Below are 21,772 nucleotides of genomic sequence, written 5' to 3'. Positions count from 1 at the left end.
AATAAAAAGATGGAATTTAAAGTACCCACAATGGCCGAACTAATGGCCGCAGGAGAAGAACCAGAAATATTATTTTGGGTGGGCTGTGCCGGAAGTTACGATGAGCGGGCACAAAAAATCACCCGTGATATCTGTAAGATTTTGCATCATGTAGGCATCAAATATGCGGTGCTCGGTACGGAAGAAAGCTGTACGGGTGATCCTGCAAAGCGCGCCGGAAACGAATTCCTTTTTCAAATGCAGGCAATGACCAACATCGAGGTACTCAATGCCTATAACATCAAAAAAATTGTTACCGGTTGTCCGCATTGCTTCAATACTATTAAAAATGAATACCCCGGACTAGGCGGCACCTACGAGGTAATCCACCACACGCAGCTCATCCAGGATCTGATTAATGAAGGCAAATTAAAAGCTGAAGGTGGCGAAAGCTTTAAGGGTAAAAAAATCACCTATCACGACCCTTGTTATCTGGGACGCGGAAACGGAATTTACGAAGCCCCGCGTAAAGCTTTAGAAGTACTGGATGCCCAACTGGTAGAAATGAAACGCTGCAAAAGCAATGGTCTGTGCTGTGGTGCGGGCGGTGCACAAATGTTTAAAGAACCTGAGAAAGGGAAAAAAGACATCAATGTGGAACGCGTAGAAGAAGCATTGGAAACTGCACCTGAATTTATTGCAGCAGGTTGTCCATTCTGCATGACCATGCTGAGCGACGGGGTTAAACTAAAAGATAAGGAGCAGGAAGTAAAAGTACTTGATATTGCAGAAATCACTGCAAGGGCAAACGGACTTTAGCGGTAATGATCGGGTGAGAGAATAGCCTAATAAGAGAATGAGTGATTGAGCGAATGGGTATCTAGGGGTTCAATGGTAACTTAGTAATCCGCTCCAGATTATCGCGGATGAGGTTCAGATCTTCTGCCTCCACATTCTTTAGAGGGATCATCAGTTGAGTTGTCATCGAATCCACATCCCCGCCTTTATCTTTATAGGTCTGCACGATGATATCATCACCTTTGGTTTGGAGGAATAACTTACCTGCACTCGCGTCCCCCAGATAGTTCATGTCTTTGAATTTAGATAATTTAAACGCGAAATATTCTGTTTTGCCGCTTTTGAAATAACGCTTGTACCGGCAGAAACCATTGTTAGTAACATTGAGTTCATAAGATTTAATCTGGCTGTTTTCCTGTGAAGCATCGTAATGATCAAGCAGTGTTTTTTGAAGAAACCCAGCATATTGCTCCATGGTTTCAGGATCAGAAAAAGCAAATAAACCTACGCAGAATACCGAACAAAGCGATATTTTCAAGCCAAGTGTAAACTTTTTCATAGTGACAACGTTTTAATGACAGCAAATTAATTAAAATACTAAATTTGTATATGAGTTTTTCTCCACAATCCAGAGTTTGGGTATACCAAAGTGATCGCAAATTTACTTCTACAGAAGAAAATCAGATTATTGATAAATTAGCTGTTTTTACCAATCAGTGGAAAGCCCACGGCAATGAATTACTGGCAACTGCAGAAATCCGTTATGGTTATTTCATCATTCTCGTGGTAGATGAAACTCAGGCAAATGTCACTGGCTGTTCTATCGACAGCTCAGTTCGACTCATTAAAGAAATTGAACAGGAATATCACGTGGATCTTTTCAATCGCTTCAACATGGCCTATAAGGTGAATGAGGATGTAAAGGTTACCAATAAAGAAGATTTTGAAACCCTTGTCAATATCAAACAGATTACCCCCGATACCATTGTATTCAATAACATGGTACTAACCCTTGAAGATCTTAATCAGAAATGGGAAGTTCCATTCAAAAATAGTTGGCATTCTACTGTTTTTGCGCACCTGCTTTAACAGCTGCATAGAATCATACAACTCTTACGTATGTTAATTTTGAGTATGCGTAAAACAAATGTGTCTCAAAAAGCATTATATTGTTTCAACCAAAATAATGTGTATGAAACGCTGGCTCAAAATTTCACTGAAAATTCTTTCCGCTTTAGTTATCCTGGTGATTTTGACCTGGCTTGCTGGCGCCTTTTACGTCAGCCGGAATAAGAAAGAAATATTAAGTACCATTCTTACCCAGCTGAACAAAAACCTTAATGGGGAAATCACGGCGACAAGTATGGAGCCTACATTATTAAAAAGTTTTCCAGGCGTCTCTGTCTCTTTGAATGGCGTGCTGCTTCGCGACAGTCTCTGGTCTACCCACAAACATGATTTATTAAAAGCTCAGGATATTGATGTATCCCTTAATGTCCTGTCACTAATTGTCGGAAATATAAATATTAACCAGATCGCTATTAACAATGCCAATATATACATCTATACCGATTCTACAGGCTACAGCAACACGAGTATTTTTAAAAGCAACAAAAAGGAACCAGCAACAGATAAATCTCCATCCAAAAATTCTGCTCTTGCCATCAAAAAGATCGATTTCAATAAAGTAAGCCTGATTCTGGACAATCAAAAAAGGTTTAAACTATTTAACTTCAATATCGATCAGATTCAGGGTAGGATGCAATATCCGGATAGCGGGTGGACAGGTAAAATTAAACTTAAAACACAGGTAAACAGCTTTGCATTTAATACAAGAAAGGGCAGCTTTCTTAAAGATAAATCCCTGGAAGGAACGTTATCGGCACACTATAGCCGGGAGCAGGATGCCGTAATCCTGAATCCTGAAATACTGAATATTGGTGACCATCCTTTTAAAATCGGCGCTAAAATAGATTTGGGCAAATCTGCCTTCGAAATCAGTATTGCTGTTGATGACATATTATTTAAAGACGTAGCGATGCTGCTTTCACCCAACATTTCTTCTAAGTTACTAAAATTCGGAATTGAAAAACCCATCAACATTCGTGGGAATATCGTAGATGATGGCTCAGGCAAATACGGAGATCCATTGATCAAAGTAGGTATAAAAGTTAGAGACAATATCATTTCTATTCCTGCAGGTAAACTCACCGCCGCAAACTTTGATGGGTCTTTTACCAATCAGGATACTAGTGGCGGCATTATTGGAGATGAAAATTCGGCCATTAAATTTCACAGACTTACAGCAAAATACTTTAACGCCCCGCTGAAAATTGACAGTTTTACGGTTACCAATCTCGCGCAACCGATAGCAACCGGCCTGGTGACTTCCCAGTTTCCGCTCACTAATCTAAACAATTCTCTAGGTACCCAAGACTTTGAATTTAAACAGGGCACAGCAGATTTAAGGTTATATTGTAAGGCTGATATTGACAACTTCCGTTTTACCAAACCCGTGGTTTCAGGCAGTATTAAAATTGCAGATGCTGATATTTTATATGTACCAAGGAAATTACACCTGGTGAAAAGTGCTTTGAATATGAATTTCAATCAGAATGACCTTTCTATCCAGAACGGACATTTTCAGCTTGGAAAAAGTGAGCTGAATGTAAGTTGCTTTATTGCCAATTTTGCGAACCTTTATTATACCGCCCCTGATAAAATTCAGGTGAATCTGAAGATGCATAGTCCGCAACTTTACCTGAATGAGTTTTTACCTTTTCTTGGTCCGAGAAGTACGGTCAAAAAAACTTCCTCATCCGGGAATTCGATGAAAGCGGCATCAAAAGAACTGAGCAATGTATTGGAGGTATCAAAAATGAATATCAACCTCACGGTGGGCAAGGCCATCTATGATAAATTCCTGGCAAAAAATCTGGTTGCAGACATTTCGCTGCGAGGCAAGGGCATTTATTTTGATAAAATTAGTGTAGCACATGCCAATGGAACGCTGGCATTGACAGGCAGTATTTTACAGGAGCCGGCTTCAAATGCCTTTAAGATCAACTCCAAAATCAGCCATGTAAGTGTTAAAGATTTCTTTTATGCTTTCGACAACTTCGGACAGAATAGCATTACCAATAAAAACCTGAAAGGCTACCTTTCTTCGCTGGTGAATATTTCAGGACGCATATCACATTCAGGCAAAATCCTCCCCCGTTCAATTGGTGGTAAAGTGGTTTTTAACCTTAATAATGCTGCACTGGTAAACTTCGAGCCTATGGTTAAAGTTGGAAAATTTGCGTTCGCCAATAGAAATATGTCGAATGTTGAAATTAAAAATCTGGATGGTACGTTAACCATTAAAGGGGATAAAGTAGAGATCAGTCCGATGCAGGTGAATTCAAGCGTACTGAATTTCAATGTTAAAGGCACCTATGCACTAGGTAATGGCACGGATGTGGCGATGGATATTCCCTTAAGAAATCCTAAAGGAGATGAAAACCTGACAAATCAAGAGCGTAGAGCTGCACGGATGAAAGGGATTGTGCTTCACCTAAAAGCTGTTGATGATGATAAAGGGGGAATCAAAATCAGGTGGAATAAGGACCATGATTAAGAGATTTTAAAAATCCAGCGGGCCAAGTCTGTTCATATTTCTCAAAATCAGATACTGGCGGTGCCTGATATAAGGCGTTGCATTTTTAGGCGTCCATCTCCGGGGATTTGGAAAGCATGAAGCAATTAAGGCCGCTTGCCTTTTCGTTAATTTGGTGCATGATTTACCATAATATTCCTGAGCAGCCGCGTCGGCACCATATATGCCGTCGCCCATTTCAATTACATTCAGGTAAACTTCAAGTATGCGCTCCTTACTCCAGAAAATTTCGATAAGCAAGGTAAAATAAGCCTCAAAACCTTTTCTAATCCACGATCGGCCCGGCCATAGAAACACATTTTTAGCGGTTTGTTGTGAAATGGTACTCCCCCCTTTAACTTTTTTACCCTTCGAATTACTGGCAAAAGCTTTTTCAATGGCTTTCATGTCAAAACCAATATGCTTTAAAAAGAGTTGATCTTCGGCAGAAACCGCAGCCCTTTTCATGTTGTCAGACATATTTTCAAATTCTACCCACTTTTTCTCCGTTTTAAAAGGCTTTCCGTCGGCCTTACGCTCTATATTCCGCAACACCATTAAAAGGGTAATGGGTGGATTTATAAAGCGGTAAGCAATTACCCAGATTACAGAAAGCATTAAAAAATAAAGAAATACTTTAGTTACGATATTGGTAATCTTCTTGAATAATGGATTTTTTGCTCTTGAGCGTGTTGAACGGGATTTAGCCATGAAGCAAAGGTAACAAAATCTTAAAACCTCTGTATAGTGTAAGTAGCAGTTGAAAACAATTACGATTATTACGAATTGAGTTAAACATATTTGCTTTATAATCGTTAATTCAAAAAAAGAAATATCATGAGTATTAAAGTAGCCCTGGTAACAGGAGGAAGTAAAGGAATAGGATATGGTGTCGCGGAAGCCCTTTTAAAAGCAGGTTATAAAGTAGCCATCACCTCAAGAAACATTGACAGCGCAAATGAAGCAGCGAAAATATTGGTCAATAATGGCGATATTTTAGCTATTGAAGCAGATGTTAAAGATTTTCAGTCGCAACAGAGCGCAGTAAACCTGATTATCGAAAAATGGGGACAATTGGATGTACTCATCGCAAATGCAGGTGTAGGTGCCTTTGCCGCGATTGATGAAATGGACATCGAATTATGGCACGACATCATCGACACCAATTTAACGGGGGTGTTTTATAGCATCAAGGCTTCGGTAGAAGAAATCAAAAAAACCAAGGGGAGCATCTTCACCATTTCAAGTTTAGCTGGCGCTAATTTCTTTGCTGGGGGATCAGCTTATAATGCAAGTAAATTCGGCTTAACGGGTTTTACCCAGGCGGTGATGCTGGACTTAAGAAAATATGGCGTAAAGGTGAGTACCATTATGCCGGGTTCTGTAACCAGCCATTTCAATGCACACAACCCGGATGCTGAAAACGATGCCTGGAAAATACAACCGGAAGATATGGGTAAACTTATTGTAGATCTCCTGGCAATGCCGGCGCGTACTTTGCCAAGTAAGGTAGAAATCAGACCCACTACGCCTAAGGGATAGTGGAGAATGGAGATGTGAGAATCGGCTATTCAAAAAAAAAGTCTCCTGATAAACATCAGAAGACTTTTTTTATTCCTTAACGAGATTGCTTATTCAGCGATTACTTCGAAAGGAACCTGAACTTTCACTTCTTTGTGTAAGTTTAAGTTAGCAACATACTCGCCAACAAATTTTGGTTCAGTTTCGAAAGTAATACGACGACGATCTACATCAAAACCTTGCGCTTTTAATGCTTCAGCGATCTGGATAGTGTTAACTGCTCCAAAGATTTTTCCGCTTTCGCCAGCTTTAGCACCGATAGAAAGTTTAACGCTAGTTAAACGCTCTGCGATACCTTCAGCATCTTTCTTAATTTTATCTTGTTTAAATGCAGCTTGCTTTAAGTTTTCAGCTAAAACTTTTTTAGCAGAAGAAGTAGCCAAAGCAGCAAATCCTTGAGGGATTAAATAGTTACGGCCATAACCTGGCTTTACTGTAACTAAATCATCTTTCTCGCCAAGGCCTTTAATATCTTGTTTTAAAATAATTTCCATATCTCTGAGCCTCCTATTTTAATTGATCTGCAACGAATGGTAACAAACCGATGTGACGAGCACGTTTAACAGCCTGAGCCACTTTACGTTGGAATTTCAACGAAGTACCAGTTAAACGGCGTGGTAATAATTTACCTTGATCGTTGATGAATTTCAACAAGAAGTTTGCATCCTTGTAATCGATGTATTTAATACCGTTTTTCTTGAAACGGCAATATTTTTTACGGTTATCCTCTACTTTAGGGGCAGTTACGTATTGAATTTGTTCTCTTGCCATTACGCTGCAACCTCCTTAGTTTTTTTGTTAAAAGCACCACTACGCTTTTTCTCATTGTAAGCAACAGCGTGTTTGTCTAAACGGATAGTTAAGAAACGTAACACACGCTCATCGCGTTTTAATTCAAGCTCTAATTTTGCGATCAAATCTCCTGAAGATTTATATTCAGTTAAGTTGAAGAATCCGTTTGATTTTTTCTCAATCGGATACGCTAATTTTCTCAAACCCCAATTATCTTCCTGGATAATTTCGGCACCGTTATCAGTAAGAACTGCTTTGAATTTAGCTAATGCCTCTTTCGCTGCCTCTTCTGATAACAATGGGGTTAGAACGATAACAGTTTCGTACTGATTCATTGTTGTAAATTATGTTTTTAATTTTTTAATCCCGAGGTATATTACGGGGTTGCAAAAGTAACAATATATTTCTTTAAATCAAAGTGTTGAAGAAAAAAGCTGAAATAAAGTATAAAGCCTTACACTATCTAAATCATTATACCCCTAAGGCCATCTAACTTTAGTAGAAATAAAACAAAAAAGGAGATGCCTTAACGGCATCTCCCTTTGTTTAGTTTATTATTAAAATTAGCGAGTTTCGATTGTTTTCACATAAGTCTGATTGTCATACTTCACAACAAATGTTAAAGCATTACCGTCGGCACGGCTGATGTTGAACTTTTTAGTCAGTTTAGCTTTGTTTTTGAATACCTGAGTATAAAGCTCGTCATTACTTTCGTTGAGTACTTGTACTTCAACCTCGCCAGCTTTAGGCTGCTCGAAGTTTAAAGTGATCACATCATCTTCACCTTTAGTAATTACCGGTTTGTAAAGCTCAGTGATTTTCGGTGCAGAAAACAAAGCCTGGTTGTTTGTGATGGTGATATCGTATTGTGCCAGTCTTGATCCCGACTCCACTTTCATGGTATAATTTCCATCTGGCAAAGCATTCAGGTCATAAGTTTTTGTAGAGCTCGCTTTAGCAAATAATTTTTGCTCAAATAACACTTCATTATTTGCACCGGTAATTGATAAGTTGAAATCATTAGCTTCATTAATTTGAAAACTGATGGTTTTTTCTTTCTCACTTTTAGATTTTAACGAAAAATCTCCATCATTTGCCTGAGCAATTGAAGATGTTAAAGAGATTGCTGCGATTATTACGAATTTGAATACGTTTTTCATGATAAAATAGATTAAAGCGTGTACAATTATTTTATGATGCTAAATTATGACAGTTTTTAAAGCCAAAAAGATTCAATATTGATCAATATATATGCTATTTTAACCCAATAACCACTCATTTGTCATAACCATATCAATTCAGCATATTTACAATTGAATTTTGTTTAAAATTATGAAAACATTAAGACCAGGCTTCGAAGTGGTAGAACCCTCATTTGGAAGTTCTTTCACCTATTCTAAATATGTGCAGAACGAGAATAATAAGGCACACCTCTGGCATTATCACCCCGAGATAGAAATGGTATTCGTAAATGGCGGGTCCGGAAAGCGGCAAATCGGGAGCCACGTATCTTATTATACTGATGGTGATTTAATTCTCATTGGCAGCAATATCCCACATTGTGGATTTACGGATACCAATACCGGCAACAAAACTGAAGTGGTGATCCAGATGAGACCTGATTTTCTGGGAACAGAATTTTTAAAACTTAAAGAGACCCGTGGTATTGCCAGCTTGTTTGAAAAAGCGAAAGATGGCATCGCCTTCGGCAGGGATACCATGAAGCTTGTTGGGCCAACGCTCGAAAAAATGCATAACGCATGGCCTCTTGAAAGGCTTCTGGCATTGTTGGGCGTACTGAGAGAGTTAGAGCAGGCCTCAGACTATAAAATTTTAAATGCACTGAATTATTCTCTCGAAATGCAGGTTCAGGATAACGACCGGATCAATATGATTTTCAATTACGTGAAAGATCATTTCCAGGAGCAAATCAGCCTAGATGAGATCGCAGAAATGTCGAGCATGACGGTGCCCGCATTCTGCAGGTATTTTAAAAAGATTACTAAAAAAACCTTTACCCGTTTTGTAAACGAATACCGTGTGGTACACGCCTCCAAGCTACTTGCCGAAAAACACATCAGCATCACAGCCATTTCGTTCGAAAGCGGATTTAACAATTTCAGCCATTTTAATAAAATCTTTCACGAGTTTACCGGGAAAAGCGCATCAGAATACCGGAATGAGCTGAAGTCCATTATTAAGTAGCGATATAAGTTAGCAAGTAGTAAGAATCCCAACTTTTCAACATTCCAGTTTTTCAATCCCGCGACATCTAAATTTTTCCTATTTTCGTGGCGATGGAAAATTTTATTGTTTCTGCCCGTAAATATCGTCCGGCTACGTTTGAAACCGTAGTGGGGCAACAACATATTACAGGTACGTTAAAAAACGCCATTAAAAACAACCAGCTGGCACAGGCGTTTTTATTCTGCGGTCCACGCGGGGTTGGTAAAACCACCTGCGCACGGATCCTGGCTAAAACCATAAACTGTACTAACCCTACAGCTGATATGGAGGCCTGCGGACAGTGCGACAATTGTCAGTCTTTTCAAAACGGACATTCCTTTAATGTACATGAATTAGATGCGGCATCGAACAATTCTGTTGATGATATCCGGAGCTTAATTGAACAGGTTAGGATTCCGCCACAAGCCGGTAAATACAAAATCTACATCATAGATGAGGTACACATGCTTTCACAAAGTGCATTTAATGCCTTTTTGAAAACCCTGGAAGAACCGCCATCTTATGCCATATTTATTTTAGCTACAACAGAAAAGCATAAAATCCTGCCAACCATCTTATCGCGTTGCCAGATTTTTGATTTCAACCGCATTCAGGTAGACGATATTGCCGGACACCTTTCTAAAATAGCGGAACGCGAAAACATTGCTTTTGAAGCAGACGGACTACACATAATTGCCCAAAAAGCAGACGGTGGTTTACGTGATGCACTTTCAATGTTCGATCAGATTGCCAGCTATGCCAATAAAAACATTACGTACAAAGCGGTAATTGATAACCTGAATATTTTAGATTATGATTATTTCTTTAAGCTTACAGGGCATTTAACTGCAGCTGAAGTGAGCCAGACTTTGCTGTTATTTGATGAAATTCTGAATAATGGTTTCGACGGTAATAATTTTATCAATGGTTTAGCTACGCACTTTCGTAATCTTCTGGTGGGTAAGGATGCTGCAACCATCAAACTGTTGGAAGTTAGTGACAATATCAGGCAAAAATACCTCGATCAATGCAGGCAAACTGAACTTTCGTTTTTGTTAACCGCACTGAATCTGGCAAATAACTGCGACCTGAACTATAAGAATTCCAAGAATCAGCGCTTACAGGTTGAACTCGCTTTAATTAAGATGTGCCATATACGATCAGTCGTACAACTCGCACAACAGCCTTTAACCCCTAACAACATAGCAACTGATCAAGATCAGGATAAAAAAAAAACTGATGTCGTAACCGGAACAGCCCAAACCCCACAAGCAAAAGCTCAAAATGAAAACCCTGCGGTTAGCATTCCCCCCCCCCCGGTTTCCTCAGCCCCGCCTTTACCGGACAGATCGCAACAGCCGGCCTCGGCTCCGGCAGGCTCGTCTACATCCATTAGTATCAATATTCCCAGGAAAAATGTTGGCACATTAATTCCTTCATTGAATGATTTGGAGCGTTTAGCAAGCGGCGAAGATGATGGCACACCTAAAACCGTTACTGGTGAGGCAAGAACCCCTTTTACAAATGAGCGATTACAGGAAGTATGGAGTATTTATGTTCAGCAACTCAAAGCTGCTGATAAGATTAACCTTTTTACCATCCTGAATAATTTTCCACCTACATTGGTTTCTCCGATTTTAATTGAGATATCTGTAGAGAGCAAAACGCAGGAACAGTTTGTGGTGCAGGAATCTGTCGAGCTGATGAACTACCTCCGTAACACGCTGCAGAATTTTGCAGTCGATATTACTTTCAAGCAGGTGGAGCGCAAGATTGAAAACAGACTATATGGCAACAGGGAGAAGTATGAATACCTGGTTACAAAAAACCCTAAGCTGGAAGATCTGCGCAGGCGTTTTAATTTAGATATCAACCCATAGCAGCAAATACGCTGCTCAGGAAATCAATACAATTTTGTGAAATAAAAAAAGCAGGAAATGCTTCGTTGCATCATCCTGCTTTCAATTTATGATTGTTTCGCCAGCTTAACACCTTTCGGTATTGATCAGCCAACTATTTTTGGGGTTCATCGTTAATCGGGTAGCCTTCCTCATCTAAATCATCACGATCATCTTCCGGAGTACGAGCTAAGATTTCATCTTCAGTAGTTAATTTTACACTCTCGCCATTGTCCACGTGCATACCCAGTTCTTCAAGGTTGTCTTCGGCTACTTCTTCATTTCTGGCGTACTCATCACCTACATAAGGGTTAGCCTCGTCATAAGTAGAGTCGTCATCTTTGGCGCCTGCAGCTACCGTTTCATAACCCATCGGGTGATCGTAATCTTCATCTGTACCTTTTACATCAAGCTCATAACTTTGCTTATTTTCATCATAAGCCAGATTCTCTTTATTGATTTCAGGGTTTTCTGTAGTACTATGTATTTTATCTTTCGATCCTTTATCTTCGTTAATTGCCATTGTATTGGTCTCCTATATATTTATAGAGGTATAACAAAAGACGGCCAATATGGTTTTATAGGGCAGCTTGAAAATTCGGTGAGATTAGGCGGCAAGAAAATTAGAATCCTGTAAAAATGCTATAATATCTTCCAGAAAAAGCAATAAAGAAAGCTTCCCTCCTTTGATTTGATTGGGCAAACATCCAAAGTATTTTTTGAAGGCATTTGTAAAGTGGGTGGCATGCTTGTAACCAGTCTTCTTGGAAATTTCTGCTATGGTAATGTCGGTGCCAATAAGCATTTCTTTGGCTTGTTCCAGTTTGTATTGATTCAGATAAGAATAGACAGATTTACCGTAAAGGAGTTTGAAATCGCGTTTCAAATTAAATTCATTTGTACCCACCAGATGTGCAAGTGCACGCAAGGATAGCTGATCACCACTCTGATTGATCAAAATTGCTCTTGCCTGCTGCATGCGTTCAACTTCTGATTTTTTCAGCGATGGGCTGGCATCGATACTTTGTATCTGTTCAAACTGCGTAATCTGTAAAGCAAAAAGTTCAATCACTTTTGACTCCAGTAAAAGCTGATCAGAAAAGCCGGCTTGTAGTGAATTGCAAAGTCTTTTTAAAATGGCATCAATCTCAGGCGTAATCCGCATATTATTTAATGCCAGCGCTAGGGGATTCCCCTGATCTCCCATAAACAACTGCTTAAATGCTAAGTGATCAGCTGGGAGGAACCGGGTCAAAAAAGTGCTGCTGATATTGATGCAAATCACTTCGTCTGCCTGCCCGGCCACAGCTAGCGTATCTTTAAAAGGCAAACGGCAAAAATTGTGCTGGCGACTTTCAATTTCAGCAAAGGTGCCAGCTTCCCCTTTTCTCATGATTTTCACATTTCCTTTGAGCACAAAAATCATCTGAAAAGTTTCATACTCTTTGGCGTCGCTATGCGTCAGGCGAATTTCCACTTTTCTGCGGTCTTCGGAATACGTTCTGTAGCTCGCCTGGATATTCTGGTTGTATAAAAATACGCTTTCCGCAAGAGTTTGAGATTCTCCTTTTAGCGTCACTATTTCTTCCGATGGCGTCATATTCAGATTTTATCTTTGCCCAAAGTTATTCTTATTAAGACCGATTCTAAAGAATAAGTTTAAAAAGTTACAAACTAATCATGAAACAAGCCTTATTATCCACGCTATTGGTATGGTGTTCTATTTCTGTGTTTGCTCAAATGGGTACGCTGTCAGGTAAAATTACCGGTAATGACGGCCAACCTATGGATGGAGCTACGGTGAGCATTAAGGAGCTTAACAGAAGTACCATGACTACCCGGGAAGGAAAATATGAATTGAAGGGCTTGAAATATGACAGTTATACAATCATAGTGAGTTCGGTAATTTCACACCGGAAAACACAGTCGATAAGCATTAATTCGCCAGTATTCACATTTGATGTTAAGGTAAAAGAAATCAGTGATCAGAACCTGCAGGAAGTCAGCGTAGCCGGCAGAACCGAAAAACGAAAAATGGAAACCAGTGGCTTTGCGGTATCGGTTATCGAAACCAAAGAAGCTTCGCTAAGAAATCTGACCACCAATGAACTTTTAGATCGTGCAGTAGGTGTAAGGGTCCGCCAGAATGGTGGCGAGGGTTCGCCAATAGAATACAACCTTAACGGCATGTCCGGTAGCACCATAGGTCTTTTCCTGGATGGCATCGAGATCTCGACCTATGGTTCTTCTTTTAACCTGAATAACATCCCGCCATCAATGATCGAGCGCATTGAAGTATATAAAGGCGTCCTCCCTGCTCACCTGAGTGGTAATTATATCGGCGGAGCAATCAACGTGATTATGAGAAAAGATGCTTCTGCAAATAACATCACTGCTTCGGCATCTTATGGATCGTTTAACACCTACCGGGGAGACGTGAGCGCATTATACCGCAATGAGAAAAATGGTTTTACCGCCAGGGCATCTGGTTTTTACAGCCATTCTGACAACAACTATGAAATGTGGGGGAAGTTTTCCAAGTATACCCTACCTGGCGGCAGAATTGTGAGAAACTACCGCATCAAACGGCCTAACGATGAGTTTGAAACCGTAGGCGGACGTTTTGAAGCTGGTTTTACCAATGTCAAATGGGCCGATCAGTTCTTTATTGGTTATAATATTTCAGACTCCTATAAAGAGATTCCACATGGGGTAACGATGACCAAACCTTACTTTGGAAGATTTAATAAATATCAGGCGCACGTATTTAGCCTTAACTATAATAAGAACAACTTCTTGGTCAATGGACTGGCATTAACCCTAAATGCAGTGCACAGCAGAAGGAGTACCTACCTGGAGGATACGGTAAGTTTAAGATATAACTGGGATGGAACCTTGCTGGTAAAAAATTCTGAGGGTCCGCCGGAGACTTATGGTTACAGCCCTGGCCAGGGACAGCAGGGCGTTGCGGTAATGAGTAATATTGAAAGGCAAATTTCAAATATCAGGTCTAACCTGGCGTACACAATTGTAAGCGGACACCGGGTATCCTTAAACCATAAATTTGAAAAATCAGACCGTAATGATCAGGATTTACTCATTCCCGACCGCAGCAGGTGGATTACACAGAATGGCCTGACCACAAATATCTTCGCCATGAACTATGAGGCAGAACTGTTCAAAGGAAAGTTAAAAACCAACATCTTCGGCAAGTATGCCATTTATCAGACCGACCAGCGCATCCCCACCAATGAACTGAATGGTGTATTGATTTATCAGCGCAATAGTTCTAACCGCGATAACAAAGGTTTTGGGGGTACCGCTTCCTACGAAGCGATCAAAAATGCTTTCATTATCTTTTCCGCAGAGAAATCCTTTATCATGCCTACAGACAGGCACATCTATGGTGAGCCGGAAAACAACCTGCTGGCCAATCCTGAAATCCAGCCTGAGCTTGCCATAAATTACAACCTCGGAGGAAGATATAACTTCATCTCCTCTGGCAAGCATAAATTTTCATTATACGGAAATGCTTTCTGGCGGAACGGGTACGATAAAATCATTCAGCAAACACGTATAGACCCAGTAATAGAAGGGCGTGAAAATCGAGTCGAAGATATCCAGGTGACGCAATTCGTTAATCTCTCCAAAACCCAATCCATCGGGTTTGAGGCCGAAATAAACTACATCTATAATAACAAACTGAACGCTATGCTGAATTTTTCCAAATTCAATTCACTTTACAAGGTAGAACTGGATGAAAGGGGAAATCCGCATAGCCTGTACAACAAACAAATTCCAAATGAGCCGTATTTTACCGTAAACGGCAATATACAGTACCGGTTTAACAACATCTTTCAAAAGAAGTCAGTCACCAATTTCTACTATAATGCAGGCTATGTTGCCTCATTTAGTACTATCTGGATGGAATCAGAATGGTTTACCACGCCCAACCAGCTCACGCATGACCTGGGCGCGAGTTACCGCTTCCCAAATGAAAAACTGGTAGCCAGTCTGGACTGCAAAAACATGCTCAACGCAGAGGTTTATGACAACTTTGGGGTTCAAAAACCAGGGAGAGCAATCTATTTCAAATTAAACTACACCATAAATAACTTTAAATAATACGATATGAAAACAAATTTATTTAAGACCGCATTGTTCGGATCTGTACTGGCGATAAGTGCTATAGCTGGCTGTAAAAAGGATGGTAGCGATGATACTGAAACTTCAGTTTCAGGCGCAGACACCTGGGCGAGAAAATACATCACTTTAACCGCAGCTTTTCCCGACGCAGAAGGTACTGCCGGAAATGGTGGTACCATGGCCTATGCCATTACCCCTGCTCAGGCTATTAATCCAAATTTCGAGGTAAATGTTTTTACCAATGGCTATAGCTTAAGGTCGCAGCGCACAGCACGTGTACAGGGTTCGGTTAACGGAAATTTCTTATACAACATTCAGTACACTGGTACTGACGGTGGTATATTTAACAAATATAAAGTTGAAGGCGAGAAAAATTTTGTTGATACCCGTGAAGAAGTAAATACTGAACCCATATTAGGTACTGCGCCAAGATGGGTTGTGGCTGCTGAGGGAGTTGGTATTGGTGTTTTTGCATCCTCAGTAATTACCGGCGCGCCGGCTACAGGTGCTGGTGCAGATTTTGTTGATGTGAAAAGTACAGCGAAAATAGCGGTATTGAACCTGAATGATCCGCAAATCACCCGTCAGGTGGAATTTACCATTCCTTTCAGCGCTGAACAAACCAAAGCTGGTTACCAGATCGGCCGTATTGATGTTCCCGTATTAAATGCAGCTAAAACAAAGATCTTCATTGGTTGCAATGTGAGCAGAACAGATGTGACAAAAAAATCTGGTGTGAACACTGCAGGAACAGCACAAACCTGGTCTAATGGTACAAGAGAAATCGGTACTGCAACATTGGTGGTGGATTATCCTTCTTTAGCTAACCCCAAGTTAATTTTTGTAGATCCCGCTATCAGTAAAGTAAATAATCATTCATATCGTACCATGACCCAATATGTGGGTACCGATGGAAATGTTTATCAGGCAACAGCAACTTCAGGATCTCAGATTCTGCGAATTAATGCATCAACAAGTGAGTATGATAACAGTTATAACTTCGATTTGAAAACGGCTCTTGGCACAAGTAACAACGTGGCCATCAGTGCATGGAGATATGTTAAAGATGGTATCGGTATTGTACTTTTTACCGAAACAAACGTAAGGGGCGGCTACCTGGCTCTGATTGATTTAAATACCAGGACGGCAACACGATTAACTACAGAGAATCAAACAGACGGAGGTTTTTCGGGATTAACTGCTGCTCAAAACGGGGGAACCGCTTTAACCGGCACATTTGGTCAATTTCAGAACATCGGTCTTGCAGGCGATAACTTCTATGTTCCGTTGAGCCCAAATGGCGCAGACGGAAACCTTTATGTCATCAACTATAAAACCAAAGTGGTTACCAAAGGAGCGAAATTAAAAAATCAATCCGGTAGTTTTTATTTGGGTGCTTATTAAGCGTTATTGTTTATCTTGAATGAATAAAAAGGACAATCAAAATGATTGTCCTTTTTTGTTGCTTGACAGCCAAATACAAAAAAAGCCCAACCGGAGTAAATTCGGTTGGGCTTTGAACTATATTTTTACAGCTTAGTTTATAAAGATGCTAATGCTGCATTTAAGGTTTCACTTGGACGCATCGCTTTTCCAGCTAACTCATCAATTGGATGGTAATAACCACCAATTTGTTGCGCTTTACCTTGAGAGGCAATTAACTCATCAGTAATTTTAGCTTCGTTTTCGGTCAATACTTTTGCTAAAGGAGCAAATCTCGCTTGCAATTCAGCATCTTTAGTCTGTGCAGCTAATGCTTCAGCCCAATATAAAGCCAGATAGAAATGAGAACCGCGGTTATCAATGGTACCCAATTTTCTGCCCGGAGATTTATCTGTAGCTAAGAATTTCGCATTAGCCTCATCCAAAGCATCTGCCAAAACCTGCGCTTTAGTGTTGTTTTGTGTTTGCGATAAATGCTCTAATGAAGCCTGAAGTGCAAGAAATTCACCTAATGAATCCCAACGCAAATAACCTTCTTCAATAAATTGCTCAATATGTTTTGGAGCCGAACCACCTGCACCGGTTTCAAATAAACCGCCACCATTCATTAAAGGAACGATAGAAAGCATTTTTGCAGAAGTACCCAACTCTAAAATCGGGAACAAATCTGTTAAATAATCACGCAATACGTTACCTGTAACAGAAATAGTGTCTTCACCTTTACGGATACGCTCCAAAGTGAATTTAGTCGCATCAATAGGTGCAAGGATACGAAGATCTAAACCTGTGGTATCGTGGTCTTTCAGATAGTGATTTACCTTAGCAATGATTTCTCTATCGTGCGCCCTGTTTTCGTCTAACCAGAAAACAGCAGGTGTTTCAGATAAACGTGCCCTGTTAACGGCCAGTTTAACCCAATCCTGAATTGGAGCGTCTTTAGTCTGGCACATCCGGAAAATATCTCCTGTAGCTACTTTCTGATCGAAGAACACTTTACCTTCAGCATCAGTTACACGGATTACCCCGTTAGCAGCAGCCTGAAAAGTTTTATCATGTGATCCATACTCCTCAGCTTTCTGAGCCATTAAACCAACGTTTGGAACCGTTCCGATTGTTGTCACATCGAAAGCACCATTCGCTTTGCAATCTTCAATGGTTGCAGTATATACTCCAGCATAAGAACGGTCTGGAATTAAAGCAATCGTATCCTCAGGCTTACCTTCTTTATTCCACATTTGTCCTGACGTACGGATCATGGCAGGCATAGAAGCATCCACAATCACATCACTTGGAACATGCAGGTTGGTAATTCCTTTATCAGAATTTACCATGGCTAACGCAGGTCCGTTTGCTATGGCTTCTGCTAATGCAGCCTCAACTTCAGCCTGCTGAGCATTTCCGGCGATCTTGGAATATACATCACCTAAACCATTTCTGGTATCGATATTTAGTGTTTTAAACAGCTCTGCGTATTTTGCAAATACATCTGCAAAGTAAACTTCAACAATGGCGCCGAAAATGATGGGGTCAGAAACCTTCATCATGGTAGCCTTTAAGTGTGCTGATAACAATACGCCGGCAGCTTTAGCTTCCTCAATTTCTTTGGCAACAAAAGTTTTCAATGCCGACAGGCTTAATGCTGAAGAATCAATCACTTCACCCGCTTTAAGTGGAGCAAGGCCTTTCAATTCAGTTACCGTTCCATCTTCCCCGACAAATTCAATTTTAAACTGGGTAGCCGATTCTATAGTTGTTGATTTCTCAGAACCATAAAAATCACCCTCAGTCATGCTGGCTACTTTGGTTTTCGAATCTGCAGACCATTTACCCATTGAGTGTGGATTCTGTTTTGCATAGTTCTTAACCGCCTTTGGTGCCCTGCGGTCAGAGTTACCCTCACGTAAAACCGGGTTTACAGCAGAACCTAAAACTTTTGCATATTTAGCTTTAATGGCTTTTTCCTCTTCAGTTTGTGCATTATCAGGATAATTTGGGAGTGCATATCCCTGAGCCTGTAATTCTGTGATTGCACCAACCAACTGCGGAATAGATGCCGATATATTTGGTAATTTGATAATGTTTGCCTCTGGAGTAGTGGCTAGTGCACCAAGCTCTGCCAAAGCATCACCTATTTTCTGATCATCTTTTAAATACTCAGGAAAGTTTGCCAAAATTCTTCCTGCTAAAGAAATATCTCTCGTTTCTACATCAATACCAGCTGAAGCTGTAAAGGCTTGTACAATAGGTAAAAGGGAGTAGGTCGCCAACATGGGTGCCTCATCTGTTTTGGTGTAGATAATTTTTGATGTATTTGACATGTTTAATTGATTTTTACTGATTATAGTTTAATGAATAGGATTGAATCAACCCTTTTTTAAAATCGCCTAAAGATAAAAGAATCGTGTGAATTAAGGAACATTAACCTGTTATTTATGGAGTTTAAATGTCACATTTTAATCGATTGTATCCACCTTGATGTCTGCGTTTTTAGGATGTAACAGGTTTTATAATTCCTGGCAATTAACAAGCCATAAACGAATAAGTTTTAAATTTTATAAACATCAGCGCTGTATTTCCGTTTAGGTAAATAGAAATTTCATTCCGTGTCCGATCATAAAACCAACAAAACCATGAGTGAACAAAATATAGCGCAACTGATAAACGAAAGTAAATTTAGCGAAGCATTTGACTTGCTTAGATCAGGTACAAAACTGCCTGAAACCCTACAGGAACACCACAAATCACAAATTATTGATCAATTATTCAGGGCAGCACAATACGATATTATTTTTCATCTGCTCCAAGACAAAACCATAGAAACTGATATATATGAACTGGAAAACTTTGACCGAAGTGTTTTTCAAAATGTGATCAGACATCTGAAGTCTGACGGAGACGGAACTGCGTTTTTTAACGATTTTATTTCCCGTTTCGATAATATCAATGATGAGGTGGCCACGCAAACCCTTCTTGGCTATTTTTTTGAAAAACTTGCACCTTTAGCCTGGATTCAAATCCTCGTTGATGCAGGCTGTGACACGAATTTTAAAAATAGTGCCGACGAAAACTTTATCCATCAGGTGGTAAAAAGCAATGAGCGGCGGTTCGACCTCAACGAAACGGAGCTCAACTCCCTCAGAGCATCGTATGTCAACTTCCTCATTAGCCAGGGACTTGACATAAACGAGGGTAATATTGTTGCCGAGACACCTTTGATCGCTGCCGTTAAATCCAATAAAAAAGAGCTGATCGATCACCTGCTTGAATCGGGTGCTGACCCTAATCATACTGATAAACAAGGGAATTCAGCATTCTTTTATGCGGTTGCCCATTTGCAAAGTGACCAACTATATGATACGCTCCGGGCACATGCAACACCAGATTTTAATCAGGTGAATAAAAACGGAGAATCTTTGCTTTTCGAATATGTGCGAATGATGCAGGGCGGCGAAGCGGGCATCAGCTTTTTGAAAAAACTACTCAATGATGGTGCCGACCTTTATCAGGTCAGTAGGTGGTATAATGCTGATAAAACCCCGCTTGATGTGATTGCAGAAAAAAGTGCATGGTTACTGGAAGCTGTTCTGGAAACCGGCCAGATCGATATCAACCGTCAGGATGATCAGGGGAATACCCTATTGCACAAAGTTTCCGCATTCAATGTGAATTACGAAGCAGATAAAGCTAAAGAAACTTACAGGAAAGTAAAACGATTACTGGAGTATGGGGCAGATGCAGGTATTACCAATGATCAGGATCAAACAGCACTGATGCTGGCTTCTGATGACAATTTAAAAATAAAATCTGTTGAACTGCTAATGAAACAATCTTAATTATGTCGATGTCATTTATCATTGCCTGCGAAAGTGGCAAAAGGAAAATTGCTGAATTATTATTGGCCAATGGAGAAGTAGAGGTAGGCTATACCGACGAGAAAGGGCGTACAGCGCTGCACTATGCGGCCCACCGAGGTTACCTGGATCTGGTGAAGTTATTGATTGATGGAGGTGCTGATCTGGATGATGAAGATCATGCCGGAGAAACGCCGCTTTATTTTGCTTGCCTGCAAAAACAGAAGCAAACTGCACTTTATCTACTGGAGAAAGGTGCGAAGGCTGCTATTAAAGACTTGAAAGGCAATAGTCTGCTGCACCTCACCGCTCAAAGTGGTCAAATTGAAGTGCTATCAGTTCTTCTGGAGGAAGGGCTGTCTCCCGATACCGAAAATAACGAGGCGGAAACGCCTTTACTGATTGCCTCAGCCTGGAGAAATAAGGAGATTGTCACCAAACTGCTGGCTGCAGGAGCCAACGTTAATAGCAACAATAAAAATGGCGACTCACCCCTCCTCTTTGCGGTAAAATCGAAATTCATCCCAATGGTTGAGCTGCTCATCTCGCACGGCGCTGACATTAATCATGTGAACCACAATGGTGTTTCAGCCTTATTACTAGCCTGCTACGATGCCAACCGAATGTTGATTAAAAGCCTTATGGAAAAGGGTGCGAATGTATTGCATTCCTCGAAAGAAGGCCTATCTCCGGTTTGGTACGCCTGTTCTCATAACCAGAAAGAAATTGTTGAGCTTTTTATTTCAGCCGGTGTTGACGTAAATTATGTAAAACCCCTTTCAGGTAACGACGATTCTATGTATTCATACCTCGAATGGGTAGAGACTTCCAACAATATTTCAGTAGATGCCGCATTTTCCCTGAACAGCAACTACAGCTATGGCGGGGAAAGTGTGTTGCACGTGGCAGCGAAAAGTGGTCATCTGAGCATGCTCAAATTGTTAATTGAAAAAGGTGCGAATGTAAATATCCAGGATGAGAGCGGAAATACCCCGCTACACTATGCTGCCGCAAACGGAAAAAAAGATGCTGTAAAGTTCCTGCTTGAAAAGTCTGCAGATCCGGGTGTGATTAACGTTAAAGAACAAAAAGCTATCGATTACTCCAATATCAAAGGCTTTAATGAGATAACTGAATTGTTGTTAAAATTCAGTCCGGCCAACCAGCCATCGGAAAATACCGCAGCGCAAAGCCAAAAACCCCAGCCGGTAGGCGGGGATCTTTCTTCCAAAAAACAAGCTTTGCTCGACTTAAAAGAATTGTTAGATGCAGGCATCTTGTCGCAGGATGAGTTTAATTCTGAAAAAACAAAAATCCTGAATCATTAAACTGTCGGTGATAATACTTATTTTCGGGAAAGGGTACATTCAAAGCAGGTTATTTTCATCAGCCTGCTTTGATTGCAAGCCCCCGAAACGACC

The 21,772-nt window shown here is 40.4% G+C and carries 19 protein-coding genes; 10 read left to right on the top strand and 9 right to left on the bottom strand.

Features of this window, described 5'->3' with window-relative positions:
- The first annotated feature begins 9 nt into the window (after positions 1 to 9).
- On the top strand, positions 10 to 798 hold the full coding sequence (locus AC570I_RS01445) for a (Fe-S)-binding protein (RefSeq protein ID WP_047798175.1): 789 nt from the start codon (positions 10 to 12) through the stop codon (positions 796 to 798).
- A 61-nt stretch (positions 799 to 859) separates the two neighbouring features.
- Here the strand turns inward: AC570I_RS01445 and AC570I_RS01440 are convergent, their stop codons facing one another.
- Positions 860 to 1,336, bottom strand: coding sequence for a hypothetical protein (locus AC570I_RS01440; protein WP_497403760.1), 477 nt, complete (start codon positions 1,334 to 1,336; stop codon positions 860 to 862).
- A 50-nt stretch (positions 1,337 to 1,386) separates the two neighbouring features.
- On the opposite strand from AC570I_RS01440, the gene AC570I_RS01435 reads away from it, so the two are divergent.
- Positions 1,387 to 1,866: an ABC transporter ATPase gene (locus tag AC570I_RS01435; protein ID WP_497403758.1), complete on the top strand. Its 480-nt coding sequence runs from the start codon at positions 1,387 to 1,389 to the stop codon at positions 1,864 to 1,866.
- Positions 1,867 to 1,969: 103 nt separating this feature from the next.
- Positions 1,970 to 4,396, top strand: coding sequence for an AsmA family protein (locus tag AC570I_RS01430; RefSeq protein WP_497403756.1), 2,427 nt, complete (start codon positions 1,970 to 1,972; stop codon positions 4,394 to 4,396).
- Between the two features lie 6 nt (positions 4,397 to 4,402).
- On the opposite strand, the gene mtgA is transcribed toward AC570I_RS01430, so the two are convergent.
- Entirely contained in the window at positions 4,403 to 5,125 is a 723-nt protein-coding gene (gene mtgA / locus AC570I_RS01425; protein ID WP_497403754.1) for a monofunctional biosynthetic peptidoglycan transglycosylase, read from the bottom strand.
- A gap of 126 nt (positions 5,126 to 5,251) precedes the next feature.
- On the opposite strand from mtgA, the gene AC570I_RS01420 reads away from it, so the two are divergent.
- Positions 5,252 to 5,956, top strand: a complete 705-nt coding sequence (locus tag AC570I_RS01420; protein WP_047798180.1) for an SDR family oxidoreductase — start codon at positions 5,252 to 5,254, stop codon at positions 5,954 to 5,956.
- 89 nt (positions 5,957 to 6,045) lie between these two features.
- Here AC570I_RS01420 and rplI read toward each other — a convergent pair whose 3' ends face one another.
- From rplI to AC570I_RS01400, 4 genes are all read right to left on the bottom strand, one after another.
- Positions 6,046 to 6,489 (bottom strand): 50S ribosomal protein L9, encoded by a 444-nt coding sequence (rplI, locus tag AC570I_RS01415; RefSeq protein ID WP_047798181.1) that lies wholly within the window; start codon positions 6,487 to 6,489, stop codon positions 6,046 to 6,048.
- A 13-nt stretch (positions 6,490 to 6,502) separates the two neighbouring features.
- A complete protein-coding gene (gene rpsR / locus AC570I_RS01410; RefSeq protein ID WP_010599582.1) occupies positions 6,503 to 6,766 on the bottom strand; it encodes a 30S ribosomal protein S18 in 264 nt (87 codons plus the stop codon).
- Positions 6,766 to 7,122, bottom strand: a complete 357-nt coding sequence (rpsF, locus tag AC570I_RS01405; protein ID WP_316797922.1) for a 30S ribosomal protein S6 — start codon at positions 7,120 to 7,122, stop codon at positions 6,766 to 6,768. The genes rpsR and rpsF overlap by 1 nt, the downstream gene beginning before the upstream one ends.
- A gap of 228 nt (positions 7,123 to 7,350) precedes the next feature.
- Positions 7,351 to 7,947, bottom strand: a complete 597-nt coding sequence (locus AC570I_RS01400; RefSeq protein ID WP_497403745.1) for a T9SS type A sorting domain-containing protein — start codon at positions 7,945 to 7,947, stop codon at positions 7,351 to 7,353.
- A gap of 172 nt (positions 7,948 to 8,119) precedes the next feature.
- Between AC570I_RS01400 and AC570I_RS01395 the strand changes: the two genes are divergently transcribed.
- Positions 8,120 to 8,992, top strand: a complete 873-nt coding sequence (locus tag AC570I_RS01395) for an AraC family transcriptional regulator (RefSeq protein ID WP_497403740.1) — start codon at positions 8,120 to 8,122, stop codon at positions 8,990 to 8,992.
- A gap of 92 nt (positions 8,993 to 9,084) precedes the next feature.
- Positions 9,085 to 10,893, top strand: coding sequence for a DNA polymerase III subunit gamma/tau (locus tag AC570I_RS01390; RefSeq protein WP_497403737.1), 1,809 nt, complete (start codon positions 9,085 to 9,087; stop codon positions 10,891 to 10,893).
- 133 nt (positions 10,894 to 11,026) lie between these two features.
- Here AC570I_RS01390 and AC570I_RS01385 read toward each other — a convergent pair whose 3' ends face one another.
- Complete coding sequence (locus AC570I_RS01385; RefSeq protein WP_497403735.1) at positions 11,027 to 11,434, bottom strand: hypothetical protein; 408 nt, start codon at positions 11,432 to 11,434, stop codon at positions 11,027 to 11,029.
- Between the two features lie 84 nt (positions 11,435 to 11,518).
- Entirely contained in the window at positions 11,519 to 12,511 is a 993-nt protein-coding gene (locus AC570I_RS01380; RefSeq protein ID WP_497403733.1) for a helix-turn-helix domain-containing protein, read from the bottom strand.
- An 80-nt stretch (positions 12,512 to 12,591) separates the two neighbouring features.
- On the opposite strand from AC570I_RS01380, the gene AC570I_RS01375 reads away from it, so the two are divergent.
- Positions 12,592 to 15,036 carry a TonB-dependent receptor gene (locus tag AC570I_RS01375; RefSeq protein ID WP_497403728.1) on the top strand — a complete coding sequence of 815 codons (2,445 nt, stop codon included), beginning with the start codon at positions 12,592 to 12,594 and terminating at the stop codon, positions 15,034 to 15,036.
- Between the two features lie 6 nt (positions 15,037 to 15,042).
- Positions 15,043 to 16,461: a DUF4374 domain-containing protein gene (locus tag AC570I_RS01370; RefSeq protein ID WP_497403726.1), complete on the top strand. Its 1,419-nt coding sequence runs from the start codon at positions 15,043 to 15,045 to the stop codon at positions 16,459 to 16,461.
- A gap of 137 nt (positions 16,462 to 16,598) precedes the next feature.
- Here AC570I_RS01370 and AC570I_RS01365 read toward each other — a convergent pair whose 3' ends face one another.
- Positions 16,599 to 18,818 (bottom strand): NADP-dependent isocitrate dehydrogenase, encoded by a 2,220-nt coding sequence (locus tag AC570I_RS01365; RefSeq protein WP_497403724.1) that lies wholly within the window; start codon positions 18,816 to 18,818, stop codon positions 16,599 to 16,601.
- A 312-nt stretch (positions 18,819 to 19,130) separates the two neighbouring features.
- Between AC570I_RS01365 and AC570I_RS01360 the strand changes: the two genes are divergently transcribed.
- Both AC570I_RS01360 and AC570I_RS01355 read left to right on the top strand, forming a co-directional pair.
- Positions 19,131 to 20,333 (top strand): ankyrin repeat domain-containing protein, encoded by a 1,203-nt coding sequence (locus AC570I_RS01360; protein WP_497403722.1) that lies wholly within the window; start codon positions 19,131 to 19,133, stop codon positions 20,331 to 20,333.
- A gap of 8 nt (positions 20,334 to 20,341) precedes the next feature.
- Complete coding sequence (locus AC570I_RS01355; RefSeq protein ID WP_497403720.1) at positions 20,342 to 21,679, top strand: ankyrin repeat domain-containing protein; 1,338 nt, start codon at positions 20,342 to 20,344, stop codon at positions 21,677 to 21,679.
- Positions 21,680 to 21,772: the final 93 nt, after the last annotated feature.

The sequence above is a fragment of the Pedobacter sp. A2324 genome (assembly GCF_059693705.1).
Note: the sequence above shows the minus strand (reverse complement) of the source record. Positions and strands in the feature narration are given on the sequence as shown.

Bases quoted from the DNA above. Each gene is read 5' to 3' on its own strand.
- AC570I_RS01365 (WP_497403724.1), bottom strand. From the start codon at position 18,818: ATGTCAAATACATCAAAAATTATCTACACCAAAACAGATGAGGCACCC.
- AC570I_RS01440 (WP_497403760.1), bottom strand. From the start codon at position 1,336: ATGAAAAAGTTTACACTTGGCTTGAAAATATCGCTTTGTTCGGTATTC.
- AC570I_RS01435 (WP_497403758.1), top strand. From the start codon at position 1,387: ATGAGTTTTTCTCCACAATCCAGAGTTTGGGTATACCAAAGTGATCGC.
- AC570I_RS01445 (WP_047798175.1), top strand. From the start codon at position 10: ATGGAATTTAAAGTACCCACAATGGCCGAACTAATGGCCGCAGGAGAA.
- rpsR (WP_010599582.1), bottom strand. From the start codon at position 6,766: ATGGCAAGAGAACAAATTCAATACGTAACTGCCCCTAAAGTAGAGGAT.
- AC570I_RS01375 (WP_497403728.1), top strand. From the start codon at position 12,592: ATGAAACAAGCCTTATTATCCACGCTATTGGTATGGTGTTCTATTTCT.
- rplI (WP_047798181.1), bottom strand. From the start codon at position 6,489: ATGGAAATTATTTTAAAACAAGATATTAAAGGCCTTGGCGAGAAAGAT.
- AC570I_RS01395 (WP_497403740.1), top strand. From the start codon at position 8,120: ATGAAAACATTAAGACCAGGCTTCGAAGTGGTAGAACCCTCATTTGGA.
- AC570I_RS01370 (WP_497403726.1), top strand. From the start codon at position 15,043: ATGAAAACAAATTTATTTAAGACCGCATTGTTCGGATCTGTACTGGCG.
- AC570I_RS01400 (WP_497403745.1), bottom strand. From the start codon at position 7,947: ATGAAAAACGTATTCAAATTCGTAATAATCGCAGCAATCTCTTTAACA.
- mtgA (WP_497403754.1), bottom strand. From the start codon at position 5,125: ATGGCTAAATCCCGTTCAACACGCTCAAGAGCAAAAAATCCATTATTC.
- AC570I_RS01380 (WP_497403733.1), bottom strand. From the start codon at position 12,511: ATGACGCCATCGGAAGAAATAGTGACGCTAAAAGGAGAATCTCAAACT.
- AC570I_RS01420 (WP_047798180.1), top strand. From the start codon at position 5,252: ATGAGTATTAAAGTAGCCCTGGTAACAGGAGGAAGTAAAGGAATAGGA.
- rpsF (WP_316797922.1), bottom strand. From the start codon at position 7,122: ATGAATCAGTACGAAACTGTTATCGTTCTAACCCCATTGTTATCAGAA.
- AC570I_RS01430 (WP_497403756.1), top strand. From the start codon at position 1,970: ATGAAACGCTGGCTCAAAATTTCACTGAAAATTCTTTCCGCTTTAGTT.
- AC570I_RS01390 (WP_497403737.1), top strand. From the start codon at position 9,085: ATGGAAAATTTTATTGTTTCTGCCCGTAAATATCGTCCGGCTACGTTT.
- AC570I_RS01385 (WP_497403735.1), bottom strand. From the start codon at position 11,434: ATGGCAATTAACGAAGATAAAGGATCGAAAGATAAAATACATAGTACT.
- AC570I_RS01360 (WP_497403722.1), top strand. From the start codon at position 19,131: ATGAGTGAACAAAATATAGCGCAACTGATAAACGAAAGTAAATTTAGC.
- AC570I_RS01355 (WP_497403720.1), top strand. From the start codon at position 20,342: ATGTCATTTATCATTGCCTGCGAAAGTGGCAAAAGGAAAATTGCTGAA.